Genomic DNA, 20,173 nt, shown 5'->3' with positions numbered 1-20,173 from the left:
AGGGCTTGGGCATGCTACGAGGAATTATCAAGGGTTTGATCATGGGCGGGCTATTGGGCTTTGCGCTTGCTGGGGTGATCTCATTGATCTCGCCACTGCCGTCCAATATTGAGACGCAGACAAACACTGATGTGGTGGTGGCGCAGCCAGATAGTCAATCAGGCCAGGGACTTGCACAGTCTTCCGCCACCGATTCTCCGGTGCAGTTAGAGGCCAAGGCGCAGGCCCCAGCACCGGCAGCCCCCCTAGATAACACGCCATTGGCTGACGTGACTCCAGCGCCAAAACCCACACCCGCCCCCCTGACAGACGCCCAAACCGCCCCCCAAAGCGTGGCCCAGACTGGTGTGACCGTTGAAAATGTCTCTCCGGTTTTACCCAGCCCGCAAGCGCGCGCCATAGAGACCCCAGAGACGCTCAGCCAGCCGTCTATTTCGGCAGATCCTGCGCAACCGCCAAAACCCCAAGAACCGGACACGGCAACTTTTGGCGCACCGGTGCCAACCGATACGCTGACGGCCCCAAAGGGCGCGACTGAAACCCGCCCAAGCACACTGGCAACTGGCCCGGAAACACCTGGCCAGGCTCAAGATCTAATGGCACATGACGCCTCGCCCTCGCTCAAAACCGCAGCGGCCGCATTGCCAGAGCCCAAAACGCCCGTTGTGCCGCCCAAAGCCTCGGAAAATGCAGAGGTCCAGATCCCAGTAATCAAGCGCGCGCCGACGGAAAGACTGACAAACAAAGAGACGACCGAACCAACCGAGTCGCGTCTCAAGCCAGTGGCTGGCCTAGATCAGGTTTTCAAACAACGCACGTCGTCGCGCTTGCCTTCGATCGGCAACAAAGAAACCACGCAAGCTCCGGCCATTGCTGAAATCGCAGACCAATTGCCGCCCTATCAGGCCAATGCAGTTGCCTTTGACAACACCGAACAGAAACCCTTGTTGTCGATTGTGCTGTTGGACGCGCCTTCAAGTGAAATTGACGTGACCGTGCTGCGGGATTTTCCGCTACCTTTGTCGATTGTTGTGGATGCCTCTGGCGACGACCCGACAGGCCGCATGGCGCTGTTTCGGTCTTTGGGGCTCGAAGTCTTGGCAATGATCAATTTGCCTGCCGGGTCCACACCCAGTGACGTCGAAATAAATCTGGCGTCGCAAATGGCGGCCCTGCCAGACGTGGTTGCGCTGTTTGAGGGCTTAGAGACAGGCATGCAGGAAAACCGCCAAGTGTCTGATCAGGTGATCGAATACACCCTTGCCAGCGGACACGGCTTGTTGATGCAACCCAAGGCTCTGAACACCGCCCAGAAATTGGCCGCCCGCGAAGGCGTGCCCTCTGTGACGGTCTTTCGCGACTTTGACGGCAAGGGGCAACGCGCCGACGTGATGCGCCGTTTTCTGGATCAGGCCGCCTTTAAGGCCCGGCAATCAGATGGCGTTGTCATGATGGGACGGCTGCGCAGCGAAACCATCTCGGCGCTCGCCTCTTGGGCCTTGCAAGACCGCGCCAGCACCGTCGCCGTCGCACCGATCTCTGCGATTTTGCAAAGCGTTAAATAAAACGGCGGGTCTTTGCAGCAATGCTCTAAGCAAAGCCTTGCTGCATTTGATGGACCTCAGCCGTCCATAAAGGATTGCACATCTGTGCGCAGCTGCGCCCAGTCGGTGAACTCGCGCACGCCATCATCCAGGTTCACATCATGCCCCGCCAAAGCGACGTGCTGCACGATCTGGCTCTCAAAATAACTGTAGCTTTCAGACCGCACCGCACCTGCCGCCAGCACTTCCTGATCAGGTGTAAACCCAGTGCGCATTTCCATTTCCGTCAAATAATCCTGCGCTTCCTCAAGACTTTCGGGAAACGCGGCCTTTAGGCTGACAGAAATCATCAGCGTCTTTCTGGCTTTCAGTTCTGCGGTATTTGCTGCAACCAGAACCTCAAAGCTCTTTGGGTGGCGTCTTTCATGCACAGGTGCTGCCAGAATGACTTTGTCCACTCCCTCAAACGTCAGCGGGGCAAATTTGTCTTTGGTGTTAAACAGCTGAAAACTTTGCCCGGCCTCCTGGATCTGTTGCGCCACTTGATCGACAATCTTTCGGGTTTGCCCTTCGACTGTCTCGAAAATGATAAGATATTCCAACTAGACCTCCTCTTTTTCTAAAGGCACAGCGGAAATTTCTAAGTTCCGACAATGCGTTCGCGCAGGCAGTTTAGAAATATCATCACCCGCTTACCTTGCTTTAGATCAAGGTAAGCTGTGGATTGTGATTTTGCCCAACGGCTTAGGAACCAGCAATCAAGCGGCGCAGCGTAGATTATAGCGCTGAATCTGGTTTTCCGAGAATTGAGGTCAGCGGGGCTTGGCGACCGTCACGCCCTGCCGACTTTAGTCGTTACCGCGCTTGTCAAACCGCCCGGCATCTTCTGCCGCGCGGCGGATGGCGTTTGATTTATGCACGGTTTCCATGAACTCAGCTTCTGGATCGCTGTCATAGACCACACCGCCGCCCGCCTGCACATACAGCTTTTTGTCTTTCACAATCGCCGTGCGCAGCGCGATACACATGTCCATATCGCCACCGGCACTGAAATAGCCAACACCGCCGCCATAGATACCACGCTTTTCTGGTTCCAACTCGTCGATGATTTCCATCGCGCGCACTTTTGGGGCCCCAGACACCGTGCCCGCAGGCATGCCCGAGAAGAACGCACTTAGCGCATCCTGATCCTCGGCCAGTTCACCCACCACGTTGGACACGATATGCATCACATGGCTATAACGCTCGATGATGAATTTTTCTGTAGGCCGTACGGTGCCGATCTTTGACACTTTGCCAGTGTCATTGCGCCCAAGATCCAACAGCATCAAATGCTCAGCCAGTTCCTTTTGATCCGCCAGCAATTCTGCCTCATTGGCGCGATCTTCTTCTGGCGTGGCCCCACGGGGCCGCGTGCCAGCGATTGGGCGAATGGTCACTTCTTTGCCAAACACCCGCACCAGAATTTCTGGGCTGGCCCCAATCACCTGATAGCCGCCAAAGTTGAAATAGAACATAAAGGGTGACGGGTTTGTGCGCCGCAAAGAGCGATACAATGAAAAAGGTGGCTGTGGAAAATCATGGGTCCAGCGCTGCGATGGCACCACCTGAAAAATATCACCGGCCCGGATATAGTCCTTGGCCTTTTCAACCGCAGCCTTATAGCCGTCCTTGCTAAAGTTGCTCACCGGGTCGCCGACCACGGCTTCGTCGCCCATTTCGCGCGCCGCCTGTGGCATGGCGCGTTCCAGATCACGCACCGCATCCATCACCCGTTCCGCCGCCTGCGCATAGGCCGCACGCGCAGATTGCCCCTCTGACACCCAGGCCGGGGACACCACCGCGACCTCACCTTTGACGCCGTCCAACACAGCCACCACCGAAGGGCGCAGCATGCAGGCATCCGGCAATCCCAAAGGGTCCGGGTTCACATTTGGCAAATGCTCGACCAATCGGATCATATCATAGCCCAAAAAGCCAAACAGCCCAGCCGAGGCCTGCGGCAAATCATCCGGCAGATCGATCGTGCTTTCGGCAATCAAAGCCCGAAAATTAGCCAGCGGGTCACCATCCTGCGCGACAAAGCTTTCGCTATCAAAGCGCGCCTGACGGTTGATGCGGCTTTGCCTACCATGACACTGCCAAATCAAATCGGGTTTCATGCCGATAATCGAATAGCGCCCGCGCACCTCGCCACCCGTCACCGATTCCAGCATAAACGCGTCGCGTTTCGCCGCCGTCAGCTTCAGCATCAAGGACACAGGCGTGTCTAGATCCGCTGCAAGGCGCGTATAGACCACTTGGTTTTCGCCTGCTTCGTAAGCCTTGCGAAACTCTTCAAAAGACGGGATCAAAGCCACGAAATAGCCCTTTGTGTCTATGGCAACTGCGCGTGAACAGCGTTCAGCGCGTGTTGGTCAACTTCAATGTCAGCATTGCTCATGATCGAACGGCCAAAGGCCTGAAAGATATCCTGTGCAAGCGCTTGTGAAACCTGTTGCCCGATGATGGTCAACAACGCATTGTTTTCATCGCTTTGGTCATCAGCGGCAGTAATGGCATCCAGCTCGACGATTAAAACTTGATCATCAAACGCCAGGCTTTGCTCCTCGCCAAGCGTCATCTCAAACACAGTTTGCAAGAAATCCTGCGGCGTGTCCGGCACAAAGCTTCCCCGGGTCACATCGGTTTCCTGGACAACCACCAGACCCAGCGTGACGATGTCAGCGCCCGCGGCCATCTTGGCAAGCAGTGTTTCGGCCTTGGCATTCAATGCGGCAATCAAAGCGTCGTTGCGCCAGGCGGCGGCCACAGCGTCTTTGACCTCGTCAAACGGGGCAGGGGCCGCTTCGGTCTCTCCCTCAAGACGCAGGGCATAAATGCTACCGTCTTCCAGTGTTTCAATCTGTGGAAAATCGCTGTCGGTCACTTGCTGGGCCACGTTTTGAAAGTCTGCATAGCCTGCGATGCCAGTGTTCAATCCGGCGTGATAGCTGAGGCTGTCCAGAACCAAATCGGTTTCTTGCGCCAGTTCTTCCAGAGTTGCCCCTCCGGCCAGCAAGTCATCAACATCGTTGATCTGTGCATCAATCACCCGGCGCGCGCGATCAGCGGCCAGCGCATCCCGCAACATTGGCATGGCATCCTCAAAACTGGTGTTCTGGGCTTCCAGTACACCATTTACACGAAACAGGGCGGGGCCAAGATCCGTTGGCAGTGGGCCAACAACCGCGCCAACCTCTGCCGCAAAAACCGCCTCAGAGGCTGCGCCCAAACTGGCCAACGTCACATCACCCATATCCACATCTGAAAGCTGCAAGCCACGGGCTTCAACCAAGGTCTCAAAGCTTTGGTCTCCCGCGTTGACCGCCTCAATCGCTGCGGTGGCTTCGGCGTCGTCCCCAAACACCAAACGTTCGACCAAACGACGTTCTGGCTGATTGAACTCAGCGTCGCGTGCGTCGTATTCCGCACGCAGCGCCGCGTCATCAACTTCGACGCTGTCAATCAACATGGCCGGTGTCAGCCAAGCATAGGTGATCTCGCGGGTGGCCGGACGCATAAAGGCATCGGTGTTTTCGTCATAATAGCGGCGCAGTTCCGCATCCTCGGCCACGGCAATAGGCGTGTCCAAATGGGTTTCATTCAGCGTTGCAATCGAAAAGCTGCGCTGTTCACCCAGATATGAAATCAATGTCTGCGCATAGGTGTCTGGCATCTCTACGCCAGCGACCACCGCACCTTGCAACAGGCTGCGCGCCGCATCCTCACGCAGGCTGTCTTCAAATTCGCTTTCATTCTGACCCGAGTTTTGCAGCGCAAAACGGTAAGCATCCCGATCAAAATTGCCGTCCAGACCTTGAAAGGCTGCAATCGACAAAATCTGTTCACGCAGGTTCTCATCACCCATCGACAGGCCCAAACGCTCGGCCTCTGCATCAAGTGCGCGCTCGTTGAGCAATTGCGACAAAACCTGTTGATCCAGACCAAACTGCTGGGCTTGGGCAATGCCAATACGTTGGCCCGTTTGGGCCTCAAACGCACTCAATTGCTGCTGCAAAGCGCGGTAATATTGATCAACCTCAACGGATTTCCCGTTCACCGAGCCAACCGTTTGCACGTTGCCGCCCAGATTGGTGATCCCAAAGCCGCCGAGACCAAAAATCAAGAGGCCCATCAATATCCAGACCAGAGTTTTTGACAATGAAATATTCTTGGACATGCGGCCCCCTGTTTGGCGCAGAAAAACTGAGTTTGCGATGTCTACGACGGGGATGCAGGGGGGGCAAGGGGGAAGGGCGGTTGCACAGCGCGCTTCACAGCCAATTTTGTGCGATATAGCGGCCTAAGCCCGCAGATCGCCTTGTTTTTTATCACTATAGCTGCACAGACGTGCAAACAGCACGTCAATGGCATTTCGATCCACATTGGCAAAGGCAAGCCGCACCTGTTGCCCACCGTTGGGATCACCTTCCGGAGTAAACATCGTGCCCGGCAGGGACAGAACCTGCGCCTGCGTCACAAGTTCCTGCGCCAGTTCGGTGGAACTGCAGTCAAAGGGATGCTGCAAATATGCAAAATACGCCCCAAGCCCCAAAAGCTTCCACCCTCTGCGCTCAAGCTTTGGAAACGCCTCAGAAATTGCCGCCCGACGATCCAGAATTTCCAACCGTTCACCGGCCAGCCAGTCGCCCAGATTCTGCATGCCCCACAGCGCCGCATATTGCCCCAATTGGTTTGGGCAAATTGTAACGGTGTCCAGAAACTTTTCCATTTCGGCCAACCGGCTGGCACTGGCGACAACCGCCCCAACTCGGTGCCCAGTCAACCGGTAAGCCTTTGAAAAGGAATAAAGCTGTATCAGCGTTTCATCCCACTTATCATGCTGAAATAACCCATGTGGGGCCCCGGACCGGGAATCAAAATCGCGATAGGTCTCGTCCACGATCAGCGCCAATCCACGCTGCGCCGCAAGCGCGTAAAAAGCCGCCAACAGGCCTTCGGGGTATTCCGTGCCTGTTGGATTGTTCGGCGTCACCAGCACAATGGCCTTGGTGCGTGGCGTGATCAAAGCCTCTGCCGCTGCTGCCGAAGGGCACATATCTGCCCCGGTTTGCAACGGCACCGTGGTGACGCCCTGCATGTCCAACCACATTTTGTGATTGAAATACCAAGGCGTCGGCACGATCACCTCATCGCCCTCCTGGGTCAGGCTGGAAATCGCCGCTGCAAAGGCCTGATTGCATCCCGAGGTGATCGCAACCTGTGCGGCAGAAATCTGCCCGCCATAGGCCACGCTCCATTGCTGCGCCACTTCTGTGCGCAAATCTGGCAGGCCCAAAACATGCCCATACATATGCGCTTCAGGCACTTCTAAAGCAACCTGTGCGATATGCGCACGCAATGCCTGCGGCGGGGCTTGAACCGGGGCCGCCTGACTGACGTTGATCAGCGGTTGATCTGCCGAAAACACCAGCCCCTCAATCCAACGTCGAGCCTGCATGACCGGAGGTGAAAACGTCGCTTTTGTGCGGCTGCCCAAGGTTCCAAGCTCCTATGATGAGGTTGTTTTCAAGCGGGGTTTAGTCAGAACCGCGATAAGGTTGCACGTATTGCAAAGCCATATCCCAGGGGAAAAAGATCCAGGTGTCTTGGCTCACTTCAGTGATAAAACTATCAACCTGCGCGCGCCCCTTGGGCTTGGCATAAACCGTTGCGAAATGCGCTTTAGGATAAAGCTTGCGCACCAGTTCCAATGTCTTGCCGCTGTCAACCAGATCATCGATGATCAAGACGCCTTCGCCATCAGTGCCCATCAGCTCAGGGTCCGGGGATTTCAGCACTTTGGCTTCACCACGATCTTGGTTGGAATAGGATTTGACGCTGATGGTATCCACCACGCGCACGTCCAGTTCACGGGCAATGATCATCGCCGGGGCCATGCCGCCGCGCGTGATGGCCACAATGGCTTTCCAGGCCCCATTATCCGGGCCATTCCCATCCAAACGCCAGGCCAGCGCTCGGCTGTCGCGGTGGATTTGATCCCAGCTAATGTGAAAGCCCTTTTCGTGGGGCAGGCGATCATTCATCGGATGTCCTTTCCTTAAGAACGGTCAAGCAGCAAACGTAATCCCAATGCACCCAGCACAGCCGCTGCTACGCGGTCAAAAACCGGTTTCAGCCGCAGATACCCATCGCGTGCTGGCGCAGTCGAGAGCAAGAGGGCAAAACCTGTATAGCAAATCAGCTCGACCGCAAGATGGTTTGCAACAACAAAAGCCTTTTCGGCCCCAGAAATTTCGCGTGGAAAAATCACAAGCAGCACCGCCGAGGCAAACAAAACCGATTTGGGATTGGCCAGGTTCACTGACAGGCCGGCCACAAAAGCCCGCCTTTTGGGCAAGGGTGCAGTCTGTGTCACAAGGGGCTTGCGCGCGTGACGCCACATGCCAATCGCAATCCAGATCAAATAACCCGCGCCGGTGATTTTAAGCGCAAGATAGGCCCAAGGAAACAGTGCAAACACCGTATCCAGACCCAAAAGCGCCAAGCCGGTCCATGCGGCAGCCATCACCCCAAGTCCCGCGCCGGTTATAAGGCCCTGACGCAGCCCCCCGGTCAACGTGGACCGAATAGCAAACAACATCGCCGGACCCGGACTGGCGATGGCCGCTAGAAGGGTCAGGTTAAATGCAATCACATGCGTCAGATCCATAGAGCTACTTTTTAACCGTGGCGTCGATATCGGGCGCATCAACCGCCTTCATGCCAACCACATGATACCCGGCATCAACGTGCAGGTTTTCACCCGTGACGCCCGAGCCAAGATCGCTCAGCAGATACAGGGCAGAATTGCCCACATCTTCGATTGTCACGTTGCGGCGCAACGGTGAATTCAGCTCGTTCCACTTCATGATGTAACGGAAATCGCCAATGCCGCTTGCGGCCAATGTTTTGATCGGTCCTGCAGAAATCGCGTTCACGCGAATGCCGTCTTTGCCGAGATCCTCTGCCAGATACTTCACCGAAGCTTCCAGCGCCGCTTTGGCCACGCCCATAACGTTATAATGCGGCATAACCTGCTCGGCACCATAATATGTCAGCGTCAGTGCAGAACCGCCGTCTGTCATCAATTTTTCAGCGTGCTGCATCACCGTCGTAAAGCTGTAGCACGACACATCCATGGTCATCAAAAAGTTGTCGCGGCTGGTGTCGACATAGCGGCCGCGCAACTCGTTTTTGTCCGAAAAGCCAATCGCGTGCACGATAAAGTCCAGCTTGCCCCATTTTTCTTCGATCACGGCAAATGCCGCCGAAACAGAGGCCGGGTCCGAAACATCGCAATCAATCAGCGTTTCAACACCCAGTTTTTCTGCAAGTGGCACGACGCGCTTTTTGAAAGCATCGCCCATATAAGAAAACGCTAGCTCTGCGCCCGCATCAGCGCAGGCCTTTGCAATACCCCAAGCAATGGACTTGTCGTTGGCAAGGCCCATGATCAAGCCGCGTTTTCCGGCCATTAGATTATTTGACATTTGGACAACTCCGTCCCTTATTCCCGTTAAGGCACCTTTAGGCGATCAGCCGTTCTGCTTCAAGGTCAGCGCGTGTTGCGCATCATAACAATGTGACATCGGAGAGATGAAATGTCGGACAGAACCGGAATTTTTGCAGGCGACAATCCTTTCGACATTGCAAGGGCTTGGTTGGTAGAGGCCGAAAAAACAGAACCAAATGACCCCAATGCAATTGCCTTGGCCACAGCAGATGCAGATGGCATGCCAAATGCCCGCATGGTTTTGCTCAAGGAAATCGAAGAGTCGGCTTTTGTGTTCTATACCAATTACAACTCTGCCAAATCACAGGAAATAGAGCAGGGGGGCAAGGCCGCTTTTGTGATGCACTGGAAGAGTTTACGTCGCCAAGTTCGTGTGCGTGGCACGGTTGTTCGCGAAGACGGCCCGCAGGCAGATGCCTATTATAAATCCCGGTCCCTCAAAAGCCGTTTGGGGGCCTGGGCCAGCGACCAGTCACAGCCCTTGGGCTCACGCGCTGCTTTGGTGGCCAAAGTGGCCAAAGTGACCGCAGCCCATGGCACAGCCCCAAACCGGCCGCCTTTTTGGGGTGGCTACCGGCTAATTCCTACCGAGATTGAATTCTGGGCGGACGGTGCGTATCGGCTGCACGACCGCTTCGTTTGGCGGCGCGCAAATCCAACAGAAGGTTGGCAAACTATACGTTTGAACCCTTGATCTTGGCACCTCTGAAAAGGCAAGTCTATGAAAGGCTTAAGATTTTGCACTTGATGAAAAGCAACTTTTGCCGCAAATATAGTGGTACCTCGGGGATGGGGTGACGTTAGGTAAGGCATAAAGATGGAAAATATTTCTGCCCCAAAGATCAACGGGCAGGTGAAGTGGTTCGACCCCGTCAAAGGGTTCGGCTTTGTTGTGTCCCATACTGGTGGGCCAGACATACTTTTGCACGCCAATGTGCTTCGAAATTTCGGTCAAAGTTCTGTTGCGGATGGGGCCGCAATCGAATTGGTTGTTCAGGAAACAGATCGTGGGGTTCAAGCGGTAGAGGTGATCGCAGTTGCGCCACCCTTGTCAGTTGACCCAAACACACTTGATGATTTTCAGGACCTGACTGCCGAAGAACTTGCAGCGCTTCCGCTCCAAGCAGCGCGGGTGAAATGGTTTGATAAGGGCAAAGGCTTTGGGTTCGCCAATGTGTTTGGCCAGTCCGAAGATGTGTTCATTCACGTCGAGGTGTTGCGCCGCTGTGGTTTGGCAGAGTTGCAGCCCGGCGAGGCGCTTGCTATCCGTGTCATAGATGGAAAACGCGGAAAGATGGCCACCCAAGTTTGCGCATGGGAGACCGCCACCACAAAGGATGACTAGCCTATGTTCCAAAGATTGCGTCGGCTAAGAGCCTTCGGGCTTGCAGCAATCTTGAGCAGCTTGGCAGTCACCGCCTTCGCGCAATGCCGCAATGACACGGTGCATTTGCGCGGGGATTGGGGCAAAGCCCGTTTCTCGGTCGAAGTCGCCAATAACGCCGCGCAACGCACTCAGGGATTGATGGGGCGTCAAACATTACCCAAAGCCAGCGGCATGTTATTTGTCTTCCACCGCAGTCGCAATTTGGCGTTTTGGATGCGCAATACATTTGTGCCCTTGGATATCATCTATCTGAATGAAAGCGGTACAGTGGTGAATATCGCGCATAATACCGTTCCCTTGGATGAAACCCCGCTCCCCAGCGCTGGTCCCGCGCGCTATGTTCTGGAAATCAACGCGGGCCTGTCCAAAGCTCTAGGCATCGCGCCAGGCACCCAGCTGCGCCACCCCGCCGTGTTGCAACATAAAGCCGCCTGGTCCTGTCGCGATCCCCTTTAAGGAGCATTTTGGCGGGCTTGACCAAGCCTCTTTCCCACAATTTGGCAAACTCACGCCCGGCAGTGCGTTTGGCGTGGTACCAATCCGCGCCAAGAATAGCGATTTCAACGCGCGCTTTGAACTTGCGCATGAAAACCCTGTCTCGCTTTTCCAGCTCGTTGGCCCAGATGCGCGCCAACTTGGCGATCCTTCCCTGGCAACGCCCTGAAATAACTAAATAAAAAAAACTTTCGATTTGTGTGAATTTCCTCTTTTCATTCCCGGGCAGTATAGTTAAACCCTGCTGCACGGTCCGGGGCGTAGCGCAGTCTGGTAGCGCACCTGTTTTGGGTACAGGGGGTCGTGAGTTCGAATCTCGCCGCCCCGACCATTTTCTCTCAGAAGAAATAAAGACGAAATCCAGACCCTCGCAGGCGCGAGGGGGCATCGATTTAGTGTCACTTTGGTCTCAATTTTTAGGCAACATTACAAATTGTGCCTATCTTTTGATTGGCTGGATTTTTTTTTGGATCGGTCAACAAGTCACCATATATATAGTGTTAATGATTGGTTAACGACTATATCTTGTGGATAAATGGCAAACTTATCCAGATGTTCAAAAAAAATGTGTGGTTTTGCAAGGACTTCTTAGGTGCGGTAAATGCAGGGCCTGTGGATGACATATTTTTCGCGGCAAACAGGAATCAGAGACTGTGGAAAAAACAAAGTTGATAAAGTTTTCGTCAACAAAAAATCCCGCCGAAAATCAAAATAAAATCGTTGACCATTGGCCACGCAATACGCCAAATTACCCCTGCAGGTTCAATCTCCACTATATATAGTGTGATGGTGGCCGCTAAGGGGCTAAATACAGAATAATTGGTCCAGAGAGATCTGGGGCGCGCGATGACAGTCATGTCAGCGATCAAGATAGTTTTGCCTGTTGCGGTGCGATGTTCAGACAACTGAATTTGCACGAATTGTATGAACGGTACTCTTAGACTTCTGGGGCAAAAATGAAGATCGAAAGAAAATTTACGTCAGCCGAGCAGGGCGCTTACGCAGGGCTGAACTTTGTAAGCACAACATCAGAAATCCGCAATCCTGACGGGTCGATTGTGTTCAAACTTGACAACGTCGAGGTGCCCTCCAGTTGGAGCCAGGTTGCATCGGACGTCATTGCGCAGAAATATTTCCGCAAAGCTGGCGTGCCCAGCAAACTAAAGCCGGTCAAAGAAAAAGACGTACCTGCCTTTCTTTGGCGCTCTGTGCCAGCCGAAGGCGCGGAGATGGGCGGCGAGACCAGCGCCAAACAGGTGTTTGACCGTCTTGCGGGCGCATGGACCTATTGGGGTTGGAAAGGCGGCTATTTCAGCACCGAATCTGACGCTCAGGCCTATTATGATGAAATGCGCCACATGTTGGCGACTCAACGCGCCGCACCGAATTCTCCGCAGTGGTTCAACACCGGGTTGCATTGGGCCTATGGCATCGATGGCCCGGCGCAGGGCCACCACTATGTCGACTATAAGACCGGCAAATTAACCAAGTCCAAATCTTCTTATGAACACCCTCAACCGCATGCCTGCTTTATCCAATCGGTTTCCGACGATCTGGTGAATGATGGCGGTATCATGGATCTATGGGTGCGTGAGGCGCGCCTGTTCAAATATGGCTCTGGTACGGGCACCAATTTTTCCAGCCTGCGCGCGGATGGCGAAAGCCTCGCCGGAGGCGGGAAATCCTCTGGCCTTATGGGCTTTCTCAAGATCGGGGATCGGGCCGCAGGCGCGATCAAATCAGGCGGCACCACCCGTCGAGCAGCCAAGATGGTGATCTGTGATGCCGACCACCCGGACATCGAAGAATTCATCAATTGGAAAGTGAAGGAAGAGCAGAAAGTGGCGTCTATTGTCGCCGGCTCTAAGATGCACGAAGCCAAGCTGAATGACATTTTCAGCGCCATTCGTGGCTGGGATGGCTCAACCGAAGACGCGGTTGATCCAAAGAAAAATGACCAGTTGAAAACCGCCATTCGTGGTGCAAAAAAGACTGCAATCCCAGAAACATACGTCAAACGCGTGCTGGACTATGCCAAACAGGGATACACCAGCATCGAGTTCCCCACCTATAACACAGACTGGGACAGCGAAGCCTATGCCTCGGTGTCGGGTCAAAATTCCAACAATTCAATTCGTGTCACCGACAGCTTTCTTAAAGCCGTGCGCGAAGACAAAGATTGGGAATTGATCCGCCGCACCGACGGCAAGGTCGCCAAGACCATCAAGGCCCGCGATCTGTGGGAACAAGTGGGCCACGCAGCATGGGCCTGCGCCGATCCCGGCATTCAATTCCACGACACGGTGAATGCATGGCACACCTGCCCAGAAGACGGCGAAATTCGCGGCTCTAACCCGTGTTCTGAATATATGTTCCTGGATGACACGGCCTGTAACCTGGCCTCCATGAACCTGCTGACCTTCCTCAAGGATGGCACATTCCAAGCCGACGACTACATCCATGCCACGCGGCTTTGGACGGTCACCTTGGAAATCTCAGTGATGATGGCGCAATTCCCGTCCAAGGAAATCGCCCAACGTTCCTACGACTTCCGCACCTTGGGTCTGGGCTATGCCAATATCGGCGGCCTGTTGATGAACATGGGCTTTAGCTATGATTCAGACGAGGGCAGGGCGCTTGGCGCAGCCCTCACAGCGATCCTAACCGGCGTGTCCTATGCCACATCCGCGGAAATGGCGGGTGAATTGGGGGCCTTTCCGGGCCACGCTAAAAACGCAGACCACATGCTGCGCGTCATCCGCAATCACCGCAATGCGGCCTATGGCGCCACAGAAGGCTATGAAAAGCTCGACGTCAAACCCGTGCCGCTTGATCTGGCCAATGTGCCGGATCAGACCCTTGGCAAACTCGCCATGGCCGCATGGGACGAAGCTTTAGAACTCGGTGAAAAACACGGCTATCGCAACGCGCAGGTTTCGGTGATTGCCCCAACCGGCACCATCGGACTGGTGATGGATTGCGACACCACCGGCATCGAACCTGATTTTGCTTTGGTGAAATTCAAAAAACTTGCTGGCGGCGGCTATTTCAAAATCATCAACCGGTCGGTGCCAGCCGCGTTGGAAAAACAAGGCTATGCCTCTGCCCAAATCGAAGAGATCATCGCCTATGCGGTTGGACACGGCACCCTGGGCAACGCGCCTGCCATCAACCCAACCACTTTGGTCCAGCACGGCTTTACCCAAACCGAACTCGACAAGATCGAAGCCTCGCTTGCGACCGCCTTTGACATTCGCTTTGTCTTTAACCAATGGACCCTGGGCGAAGAATTCTGCACTGGCCCGCTTGGCATCCCTGCAGCAAAACTCAACGATCCAGAGTTTAACCTGCTGTCACACCTCGGCTTCACCAAAGCCGACATCGACGCTGCAAATGACCATGTTTGCGGCACCATGACGCTGGAAGGCGCGCCGCATCTTAAGGACGAACATCTGTCGATCTTTGACTGCGCCAACCCCTGTGGCAAAAAGGGCAAACGCTATCTGTCTGTTGACAGCCACATCACCATGATGGCCGCCGCGCAGTCGTTTATTTCCGGTGCGATTTCCAAAACCATCAACATGCCAAACGACGCCACCATTCAGGAATGCCAAGAGGCCTATGAGCGCTCTTGGTCCTTGGGTGTGAAAGCCAACGCGCTTTATCGCGATGGTTCCAAACTCAGCCAACCATTGGCGGCGGCGCTGATCGAAGACGACGAAGAAGCCGAAGAGATCCTTGAAACCGGCACACCGCAAGCCAAAGCACAGGTGATCGCCGAAAAGATCATCGAAAAAGTCATCGTCAAAGAGCTGGTCAAATCGCACCGCGAGAAAATGCCAGAGCGCCGCAAGGGCTATACCCAAAAAGCGGTGGTCGGGGGCCACAAGGTCTATTTGCGCACCGGTGAATATGCCGACGGTAATCTTGGCGAAATCTTTATCGACATGCATAAAGAGGGCGCAGGCTTCCGCGCGATGATGAACAACTTCGCAATCGCGGTCTCTGTCGGGTTGCAATATGGCGTGCCACTGGAAGAGTTTGTCGACGCCTTTACCTTCACTAAATTCGAGCCTGCGGGCATGGTGCAGGGAAATGACTCTATCAAAAATGCAACCAGTATCCTGGATTATATCTTCCGAGAACTGGCTGTTTCTTATCTAGATCGAACAGATTTGGCGCATGTCAAGCCAGAGGGCGCTGCCTTTGATGATCTGGGTCGCGGCGAAGAAGAAGGCGTCTCCAACGTCAAAGAACTAAGCGAAAACGCTGCCAATAAATCCCTCGAGGTGCTCAAGCAGATTTCCTCTACTGGGTATCTGCGCAAGCGCATGCCACAAGAGTTGCTTGTGCTGAACGGTGGTGCCGATCCAGAGGCGGCTTTGCAATCTTTGGTACCAGAGGTTGTGGATGCCGGTCTGACCACGGTTGCGACCACGACAACCCTGACCAGCGCCACCAGCTTGGACCAACGCACCAAAGCCAAGATGCAAGGCTATGAGGGCGATCCATGCGGCGATTGCGGCAATTACACTTTGGTGCGCAACGGCACCTGCATGAAATGCAACACCTGCGGCGGTACTTCTGGCTGCAGCTAACCAACCTCCGGTGGTCTATTTTGGCCACCATCCCTCGGCGGGGGGGATAAGCCCCGCCACGAATATCGACTTCTAGGGTGGGTGCGCCCATCCTGATACGACACTCAGACCGCAGGCAAAAAAACACGAGCAGTAATATAACTGAGTTTGAGTGGCGAAACTGGGGGGCATTGCCCCCCAATTTTCATTTGGGTCTTGCGTGTCGCATTTGCGCCTTTCTTTCTGTTGATTGACTGAAATGAGAATGCCAATAAAGGGTGAAGTTTAGATTAAGGTGCTGGGCCGTTACAAAATGCCGATTGATTGGCGATTGCCGCGCCGCATTCACATACGCGCGCTTGTTTCGCGCGAAACATCTTTTAACGCGCGAATCGTACGTTTCAGGCCGTGAAACGTACAAATTGTACAAATAATCAGAAATGTAGGCAGCGCACGGTGGCCTAAGAATGGGCGTCCAAAACATCACCATATATATAGCGCGGGCCACGGCCGTTTTTACGCATTCTGTCCTGTGGATTGTACAGTTTACAGGCTTTTAGCGACAGGCAGCCACAGCCAATACAGCCATCTAACTTGTCGCGCAGTGCCTGCATTTGTGCCAGCCGACGGTCAAGATCTGTGCGAAACACCTTTGAAATCCGTTCCCAATCCGCCTTGGTAGGTGTGCGATTTTCTGGCAAGGTTTCAAGGGTTTGGCGAATTTCAGCGATTGAAAACCCCATGCCCTGGGCAATCATCACAAACGACAACCTGCGAATATCAGCGCGTTCATATCGACGTTGGCCGCCCGCATTGCGAAACGGGGTGACCAACCTTTCTTCCTCATAGAATCGGATGGCCGAGGGCGCGAGGCCCGTTCGGTCAGATATCTGACCAATGCTCAGGCCCTTATTTGTTATCTGTCTGACAACCAATGATATTTTCCTATTGAGTTCAAGTATACTTGAGAGATTAGAAATATTTCATCACGTTTTCAACAAGAAATGGAGTTTGAAATGCGTCTAGAACATTTAAATGTCACTGTCGCCGATCCCAAAGGCACCGCCGCATTGTTACAGGATTTGTTTGATTGGCAGATCCGTTGGGAAGGCACCGCCAAAGACAATGGCTATACTGTTCATATCGGCGAGGCCGAGACATATTTGGCATTATATTCGCCCAATAAGGAATTGAATAATAAAGAAAATACCTATTCAACTTTGTCAGGCTTAAATCATATTGGCGTTGTGGTGGAGGATCTTGCTGCGGTGGAAAATCGGGTGATCAATGCTGGCTTTAAACCGCATAACCACGCCGATTATGAACCGGGCCAACGGTTTTACTTTGATGGGCCCGAGGGCATCGAATTCGAAGTTGTCAGCTATAGTTAACCTTTTGAATTTGCGGAACCCCGGTCTCTCTCCGCAAAATGGGTTGATTTTCCGAACTTGACCCACAGGGGGCGACTTACTAAAGTCGCCCTCATGAACAAGGCAAAAAACATCATTATTTGCTGCATTACCTGCTGAAATATTCGCGCGGGCCGTTCTTCTATTCCAAAAATCTTGTGAAGTTGATAAGTCCGCTGGGGAACTGCCGTGCAAGGACGAGCCATGACTTCGAGCCAGACCGTGATCAAGCTACACAATACAAAAACCCGTTCAAAACAGGTGTTTACGCCAATTGATGCGCAGAATGTGCGCATGTATGTCTGTGGCCCGACGGTTTATGATCGGGCGCATTTGGGGAATGCGCGTCCGGTTGTGGTGTTTGATATTCTGAATCGTTTGTTGCGTCACGTTTACGGCGAGACCCATGTGACCTATGCGCGGAACTTCACGGATGTTGACGACAAAATCAACACTCGCGCTGCAGAGAGCGGCCGCGATATCTCGGAAATCACCGAAGAAACAATCACTTGGTTCCTGCAGGACATGGCAGCCCTAGGTGCCAAAGACCCAGACCTCATGCCCCGCGCAACTCAATATATTTCACAAATGGTGGCGATGATCGGGGATCTGATAAACAAAGGCCACGCCTACGCCGCCGAAGGTCATGTGTTGTTTTCGGTCGAAAGTTACAAAGAATATGGTGCCTTATCAGGGCGTTCCGTTGACGACATGATCGCTGGTGCCCGCGTCGAAGTGGCCCCCTATAAGCGCAACCCAATGGATTTTGTGCTGTGGAAACCATCGTCTGATGATCTGCCCGGTTGGGAAAGCCCTTGGGGCCGTGGTCGTCCTGGTTGGCACATAGAGTGTTCTGCCATGGCCCATGACCTTTTGGGGCAAAGCTTTGATATACACGGGGGGGGCAATGATCTGATGTTCCCGCACCATGAAAACGAGATTGCACAAAGCTGCTGCGCCCATCCAGATGGCACGTTTGCCAAGGTTTGGATGCACAATGAAATGCTGCAGGTCGAGGGCAAGAAGATGTCCAAGTCTCTTGGAAACTTCTTTACTGTCAGGGACTTGCTGGACAAAGGTGTTCCGGGCGAAGTGATCCGTTTTGTGTTTTTGTCTACCCATTATGGCAAGCCAATGGACTGGACAGAGAAGAAGGCTGGTGAAGCCAAGGCGACGTTGCTCAAGTGGTATAGGATGGTAGATAACGCGGAGGACGAAACCGTGCCGCAAGCGATGATCGATGCCCTGGCTGATGATCTTAACACGGCAAAGGCTTTAACAGAGTTGCATTCTTATGCTTCAAAAGGTGATTCCGCAGCGCTTTCTGGTGCGATGCGGTTTCTTGGGCTACTTGGTGATCGCCTGCCAGACTGGGCTGCGAAACCGTCGGTGGATTTGTCATATTTTGAAAATATGCTTGCGGCTGCACGTGAAAAAGCGATGGAAACCAAAGACTTCTCTGGCGTAGATGATCTTAAGAAAACCTTTATGCAAGCCGGTGTAGAAGTGCGTATGAGCAAAGATGGCGTCGAACTATTGCCTGCTGCAGGGTTTGACATGACCAAATTGGAGGCGCTCAAATGACCAAAGAACGCCTCTATATATACGACACCACATTGCGTGATGGTCAACAAACACAAGGTGTACAATTTGCGACAGCGGAAAAGCTGCAGATAGCCCAGGCCTTAGACAATTTGGGCGTTGACTACATCGAAGGTGGCTGGCCAGGTGCCAATCCAACTGACAGCGAATTCTTTGAGAAAGCCATTGAAACAAAGGCTATTTTGACTGCCTTTGGCATGACGAAACGCGCGGGCATGTCCGCAGAAAATGACAGTGTATTGTCTGCGGTATTAAATGCCGGAACGCCAGCGGTTTGTCTTGTGGGCAAGACGCACGACTTTCATGTAAAGACCGCGCTTGGCATATCACTCGATGAAAACATTGAAAACATTGAGAAATCTATCGCTCACCTTGTGGCAAGAAAACGGCAAGCCCTGTTTGACGCCGAGCATTTTTTTGATGGGTTCAAGGCCAATCGCAGCTATGCCATTCGCGCTGTTACCGCTGCCTATAAGGCCGGAGCGCGCTGGATTGTATTGTGTGACACCAACGGTGGGGCCCTGCCAGACGAGGTGCAAATTGCGACCCGCGCAGTGATTGAGGCAGGCATCCCCGGGGACCACCTAGGCATTCACACCCATAATGACACCGAACAAGCGGTCGCAAATTCACTTGCGGCCATCAACGCTGGCGCGCGGCAAATTCAAGGCACTTTGAATGGGTTGGGAGAGCGATGCGGCAATGCAAACCTGACAACGCTGATCCCAATTCTACTGTTAAAAGAACCCTACACGAGCCGATTTGAGACCGGTATTAGTTCCTTGGGATTAAAGGATATTACGCGAATTTCGCGTATGTTGGATGACATTCTTAATCGCGTACCATCCAAGCAATCTGCCTTTGTAGGGGCAAGTGCCTTTGCCCATAAAGCAGGTCTACACGCAAGTGCCATTCTAAAAGATCCAACAACTTACGAACACGTTGATCCTGCCACGGTGGGCAACGAACGTGTCATTCCGATGTCAAACCAAGCCGGACAATCTAATTTACGTCGTCGATTGGCCGAAGCCCGGATTCCAGTGGAGAAGGGCGATCCAGCATTGGCACGGATCCTTGAGCGGATAAAAGAGAAAGAGGCCGAGGGGTATTCTTTTGATACCGCTCAGGCCAGCTTTGAACTTTTGGCGCGCAAAGAATTGGGTCTGCTGCCAAACTTTTTCGAAGTGAAACGCTACAAAGTTACAGTTGAGCGGAGAAAAAACAAACGAAATAAGATGGTTAGCCTGTCCGAAGCCGTGGTTGTTGTCAAAGTCGGTGGCGATAAGAAAATGTCTGTCAGCGAGTCAATGGACAATACCGGTTCGGATCGTGGGCCAGTGAACGCGCTTTCCAAAGCCTTGGCCAAAGACCTTGGACCGTATCAGGATGTTATTGATGATATGCGGTTGGTGGATTTCAAAGTGCGGATCACTCAGGGTGGCACAGAGGCCGTGACCCGGGTTATCATTGACAGCGAAGATAGTCAGGGACGCCGTTGGTCGACTGTTGGTGTTTCAGCCAATATCGTTGACGCTTCGTTTGAAGCACTGGTTGATGCGACCATATGGAAACTCTTGCGCGATGGTGCAAAACCAATTTAA

At 53.5% G+C, this 20,173-nt stretch carries 16 protein-coding genes and 1 tRNA gene; 9 read left to right on the top strand and 8 right to left on the bottom strand.

Annotated features, from left to right (window positions below; genetic code table 11):
* Positions 1-11: 11 nt before the first annotated feature.
* Positions 12-1,565 (top strand): divergent polysaccharide deacetylase family protein, encoded by a 1,554-nt coding sequence (locus ABXG94_RS05225; protein WP_353532742.1) that lies wholly within the window; start codon positions 12-14, stop codon positions 1,563-1,565.
* Between the two features lie 56 nt (positions 1,566-1,621).
* Here ABXG94_RS05225 and ABXG94_RS05220 read toward each other — a convergent pair whose 3' ends face one another.
* From ABXG94_RS05220 to fabI, 7 genes are all read right to left on the bottom strand, one after another.
* On the bottom strand, positions 1,622-2,146 hold the full coding sequence (locus ABXG94_RS05220) for a flavodoxin domain-containing protein (RefSeq protein WP_353532741.1): 525 nt from the start codon (positions 2,144-2,146) through the stop codon (positions 1,622-1,624).
* 246 nt (positions 2,147-2,392) lie between these two features.
* Positions 2,393-3,904, bottom strand: coding sequence for an anthranilate synthase component I (gene trpE, locus ABXG94_RS05215; protein ID WP_353532739.1), 1,512 nt, complete (start codon positions 3,902-3,904; stop codon positions 2,393-2,395).
* A gap of 17 nt (positions 3,905-3,921) precedes the next feature.
* A complete protein-coding gene (locus ABXG94_RS05210) occupies positions 3,922-5,766 on the bottom strand; it encodes a SurA N-terminal domain-containing protein (protein ID WP_353532738.1) in 1,845 nt (614 codons plus the stop codon).
* A 123-nt stretch (positions 5,767-5,889) separates the two neighbouring features.
* Entirely contained in the window at positions 5,890-7,086 is a 1,197-nt protein-coding gene (locus ABXG94_RS05205) for an aminotransferase (RefSeq protein WP_353532737.1), read from the bottom strand.
* Between the two features lie 40 nt (positions 7,087-7,126).
* Entirely contained in the window at positions 7,127-7,633 is a 507-nt protein-coding gene (gpt, locus tag ABXG94_RS05200) for a xanthine phosphoribosyltransferase (protein WP_353532736.1), read from the bottom strand.
* 14 nt (positions 7,634-7,647) lie between these two features.
* Positions 7,648-8,259 (bottom strand): LysE family translocator, encoded by a 612-nt coding sequence (locus ABXG94_RS05195; protein WP_353532735.1) that lies wholly within the window; start codon positions 8,257-8,259, stop codon positions 7,648-7,650.
* A gap of 4 nt (positions 8,260-8,263) precedes the next feature.
* Positions 8,264-9,079 (bottom strand): enoyl-ACP reductase FabI, encoded by an 816-nt coding sequence (gene fabI / locus ABXG94_RS05190; RefSeq protein WP_353532734.1) that lies wholly within the window; start codon positions 9,077-9,079, stop codon positions 8,264-8,266.
* 111 nt (positions 9,080-9,190) lie between these two features.
* Here fabI and pdxH point away from each other — a divergent pair, with 111 nt between their 5' ends.
* From pdxH to ABXG94_RS05165, 5 genes are all read left to right on the top strand, one after another.
* Complete coding sequence (gene pdxH, locus ABXG94_RS05185; RefSeq protein WP_353532733.1) at positions 9,191-9,796, top strand: pyridoxamine 5'-phosphate oxidase; 606 nt, start codon at positions 9,191-9,193, stop codon at positions 9,794-9,796.
* 123 nt (positions 9,797-9,919) lie between these two features.
* Positions 9,920-10,447, top strand: coding sequence for a cold-shock protein (locus ABXG94_RS05180; protein WP_353532732.1), 528 nt, complete (start codon positions 9,920-9,922; stop codon positions 10,445-10,447).
* A 3-nt stretch (positions 10,448-10,450) separates the two neighbouring features.
* Complete coding sequence (locus ABXG94_RS05175; protein WP_353532731.1) at positions 10,451-10,945, top strand: DUF192 domain-containing protein; 495 nt, start codon at positions 10,451-10,453, stop codon at positions 10,943-10,945.
* Between the two features lie 293 nt (positions 10,946-11,238).
* Positions 11,239-11,315: transfer RNA gene (locus tag ABXG94_RS05170), tRNA-Pro, on the top strand.
* 625 nt (positions 11,316-11,940) lie between these two features.
* The gene (locus ABXG94_RS05165) at positions 11,941-15,582 is read left to right on the top strand and encodes a vitamin B12-dependent ribonucleotide reductase (RefSeq protein ID WP_353532730.1); all 3,642 of its coding nucleotides are present in this window, start codon (positions 11,941-11,943) and stop codon (positions 15,580-15,582) included.
* 440 nt (positions 15,583-16,022) lie between these two features.
* On the opposite strand, the gene soxR is transcribed toward ABXG94_RS05165, so the two are convergent.
* On the bottom strand, positions 16,023-16,481 hold the full coding sequence (gene soxR, locus ABXG94_RS05160; protein ID WP_353534007.1) for a redox-sensitive transcriptional activator SoxR: 459 nt from the start codon (positions 16,479-16,481) through the stop codon (positions 16,023-16,025).
* Between the two features lie 96 nt (positions 16,482-16,577).
* Here soxR and ABXG94_RS05155 point away from each other — a divergent pair, with 96 nt between their 5' ends.
* The 3 genes from ABXG94_RS05155 to cimA all read left to right on the top strand — a co-directional run bounded on the left by ABXG94_RS05155 (position 16,578) and on the right by cimA (position 20,173).
* Entirely contained in the window at positions 16,578-16,952 is a 375-nt protein-coding gene (locus ABXG94_RS05155) for a VOC family protein (RefSeq protein ID WP_353532729.1), read from the top strand.
* Positions 16,953-17,174: 222 nt separating this feature from the next.
* Positions 17,175-18,554 carry a cysteine--tRNA ligase gene (gene cysS, locus ABXG94_RS05150; RefSeq protein WP_353532728.1) on the top strand — a complete coding sequence of 460 codons (1,380 nt, stop codon included), beginning with the start codon at positions 17,175-17,177 and terminating at the stop codon, positions 18,552-18,554.
* Positions 18,551-20,173: a citramalate synthase gene (gene cimA / locus ABXG94_RS05145; RefSeq protein ID WP_353532727.1), complete on the top strand. Its 1,623-nt coding sequence runs from the start codon at positions 18,551-18,553 to the stop codon at positions 20,171-20,173. The genes cysS and cimA overlap by 4 nt, the downstream gene beginning before the upstream one ends.

The organism is Cognatishimia sp. WU-CL00825, assembly GCF_040364665.1.
Taxonomy (GTDB): Bacteria; Pseudomonadota; Alphaproteobacteria; order Rhodobacterales; family Rhodobacteraceae; genus Cognatishimia.
This window is presented reverse-complemented; position numbering and strand designations above follow the sequence as displayed.

Excerpts from the sequence above, each read along its gene's own strand:
- ABXG94_RS05225 (WP_353532742.1), top strand. The coding sequence starts at position 12 with ATGCTACGAGGAATTATCAAGGGTTTGATCATGGGCGGGCTATTGGGC.
- ABXG94_RS05210 (WP_353532738.1), bottom strand. The coding sequence starts at position 5,766 with ATGTCCAAGAATATTTCATTGTCAAAAACTCTGGTCTGGATATTGATG.
- gpt (WP_353532736.1), bottom strand. The coding sequence starts at position 7,633 with ATGAATGATCGCCTGCCCCACGAAAAGGGCTTTCACATTAGCTGGGAT.
- ABXG94_RS05195 (WP_353532735.1), bottom strand. The coding sequence starts at position 8,259 with ATGGATCTGACGCATGTGATTGCATTTAACCTGACCCTTCTAGCGGCC.
- fabI (WP_353532734.1), bottom strand. The coding sequence starts at position 9,079 with ATGTCAAATAATCTAATGGCCGGAAAACGCGGCTTGATCATGGGCCTT.
- pdxH (WP_353532733.1), top strand. The coding sequence starts at position 9,191 with ATGTCGGACAGAACCGGAATTTTTGCAGGCGACAATCCTTTCGACATT.
- ABXG94_RS05180 (WP_353532732.1), top strand. The coding sequence starts at position 9,920 with ATGGAAAATATTTCTGCCCCAAAGATCAACGGGCAGGTGAAGTGGTTC.
- ABXG94_RS05175 (WP_353532731.1), top strand. The coding sequence starts at position 10,451 with ATGTTCCAAAGATTGCGTCGGCTAAGAGCCTTCGGGCTTGCAGCAATC.
- ABXG94_RS05165 (WP_353532730.1), top strand. The coding sequence starts at position 11,941 with ATGAAGATCGAAAGAAAATTTACGTCAGCCGAGCAGGGCGCTTACGCA.
- ABXG94_RS05155 (WP_353532729.1), top strand. The coding sequence starts at position 16,578 with ATGCGTCTAGAACATTTAAATGTCACTGTCGCCGATCCCAAAGGCACC.
- cysS (WP_353532728.1), top strand. The coding sequence starts at position 17,175 with ATGACTTCGAGCCAGACCGTGATCAAGCTACACAATACAAAAACCCGT.
- cimA (WP_353532727.1), top strand. The coding sequence starts at position 18,551 with ATGACCAAAGAACGCCTCTATATATACGACACCACATTGCGTGATGGT.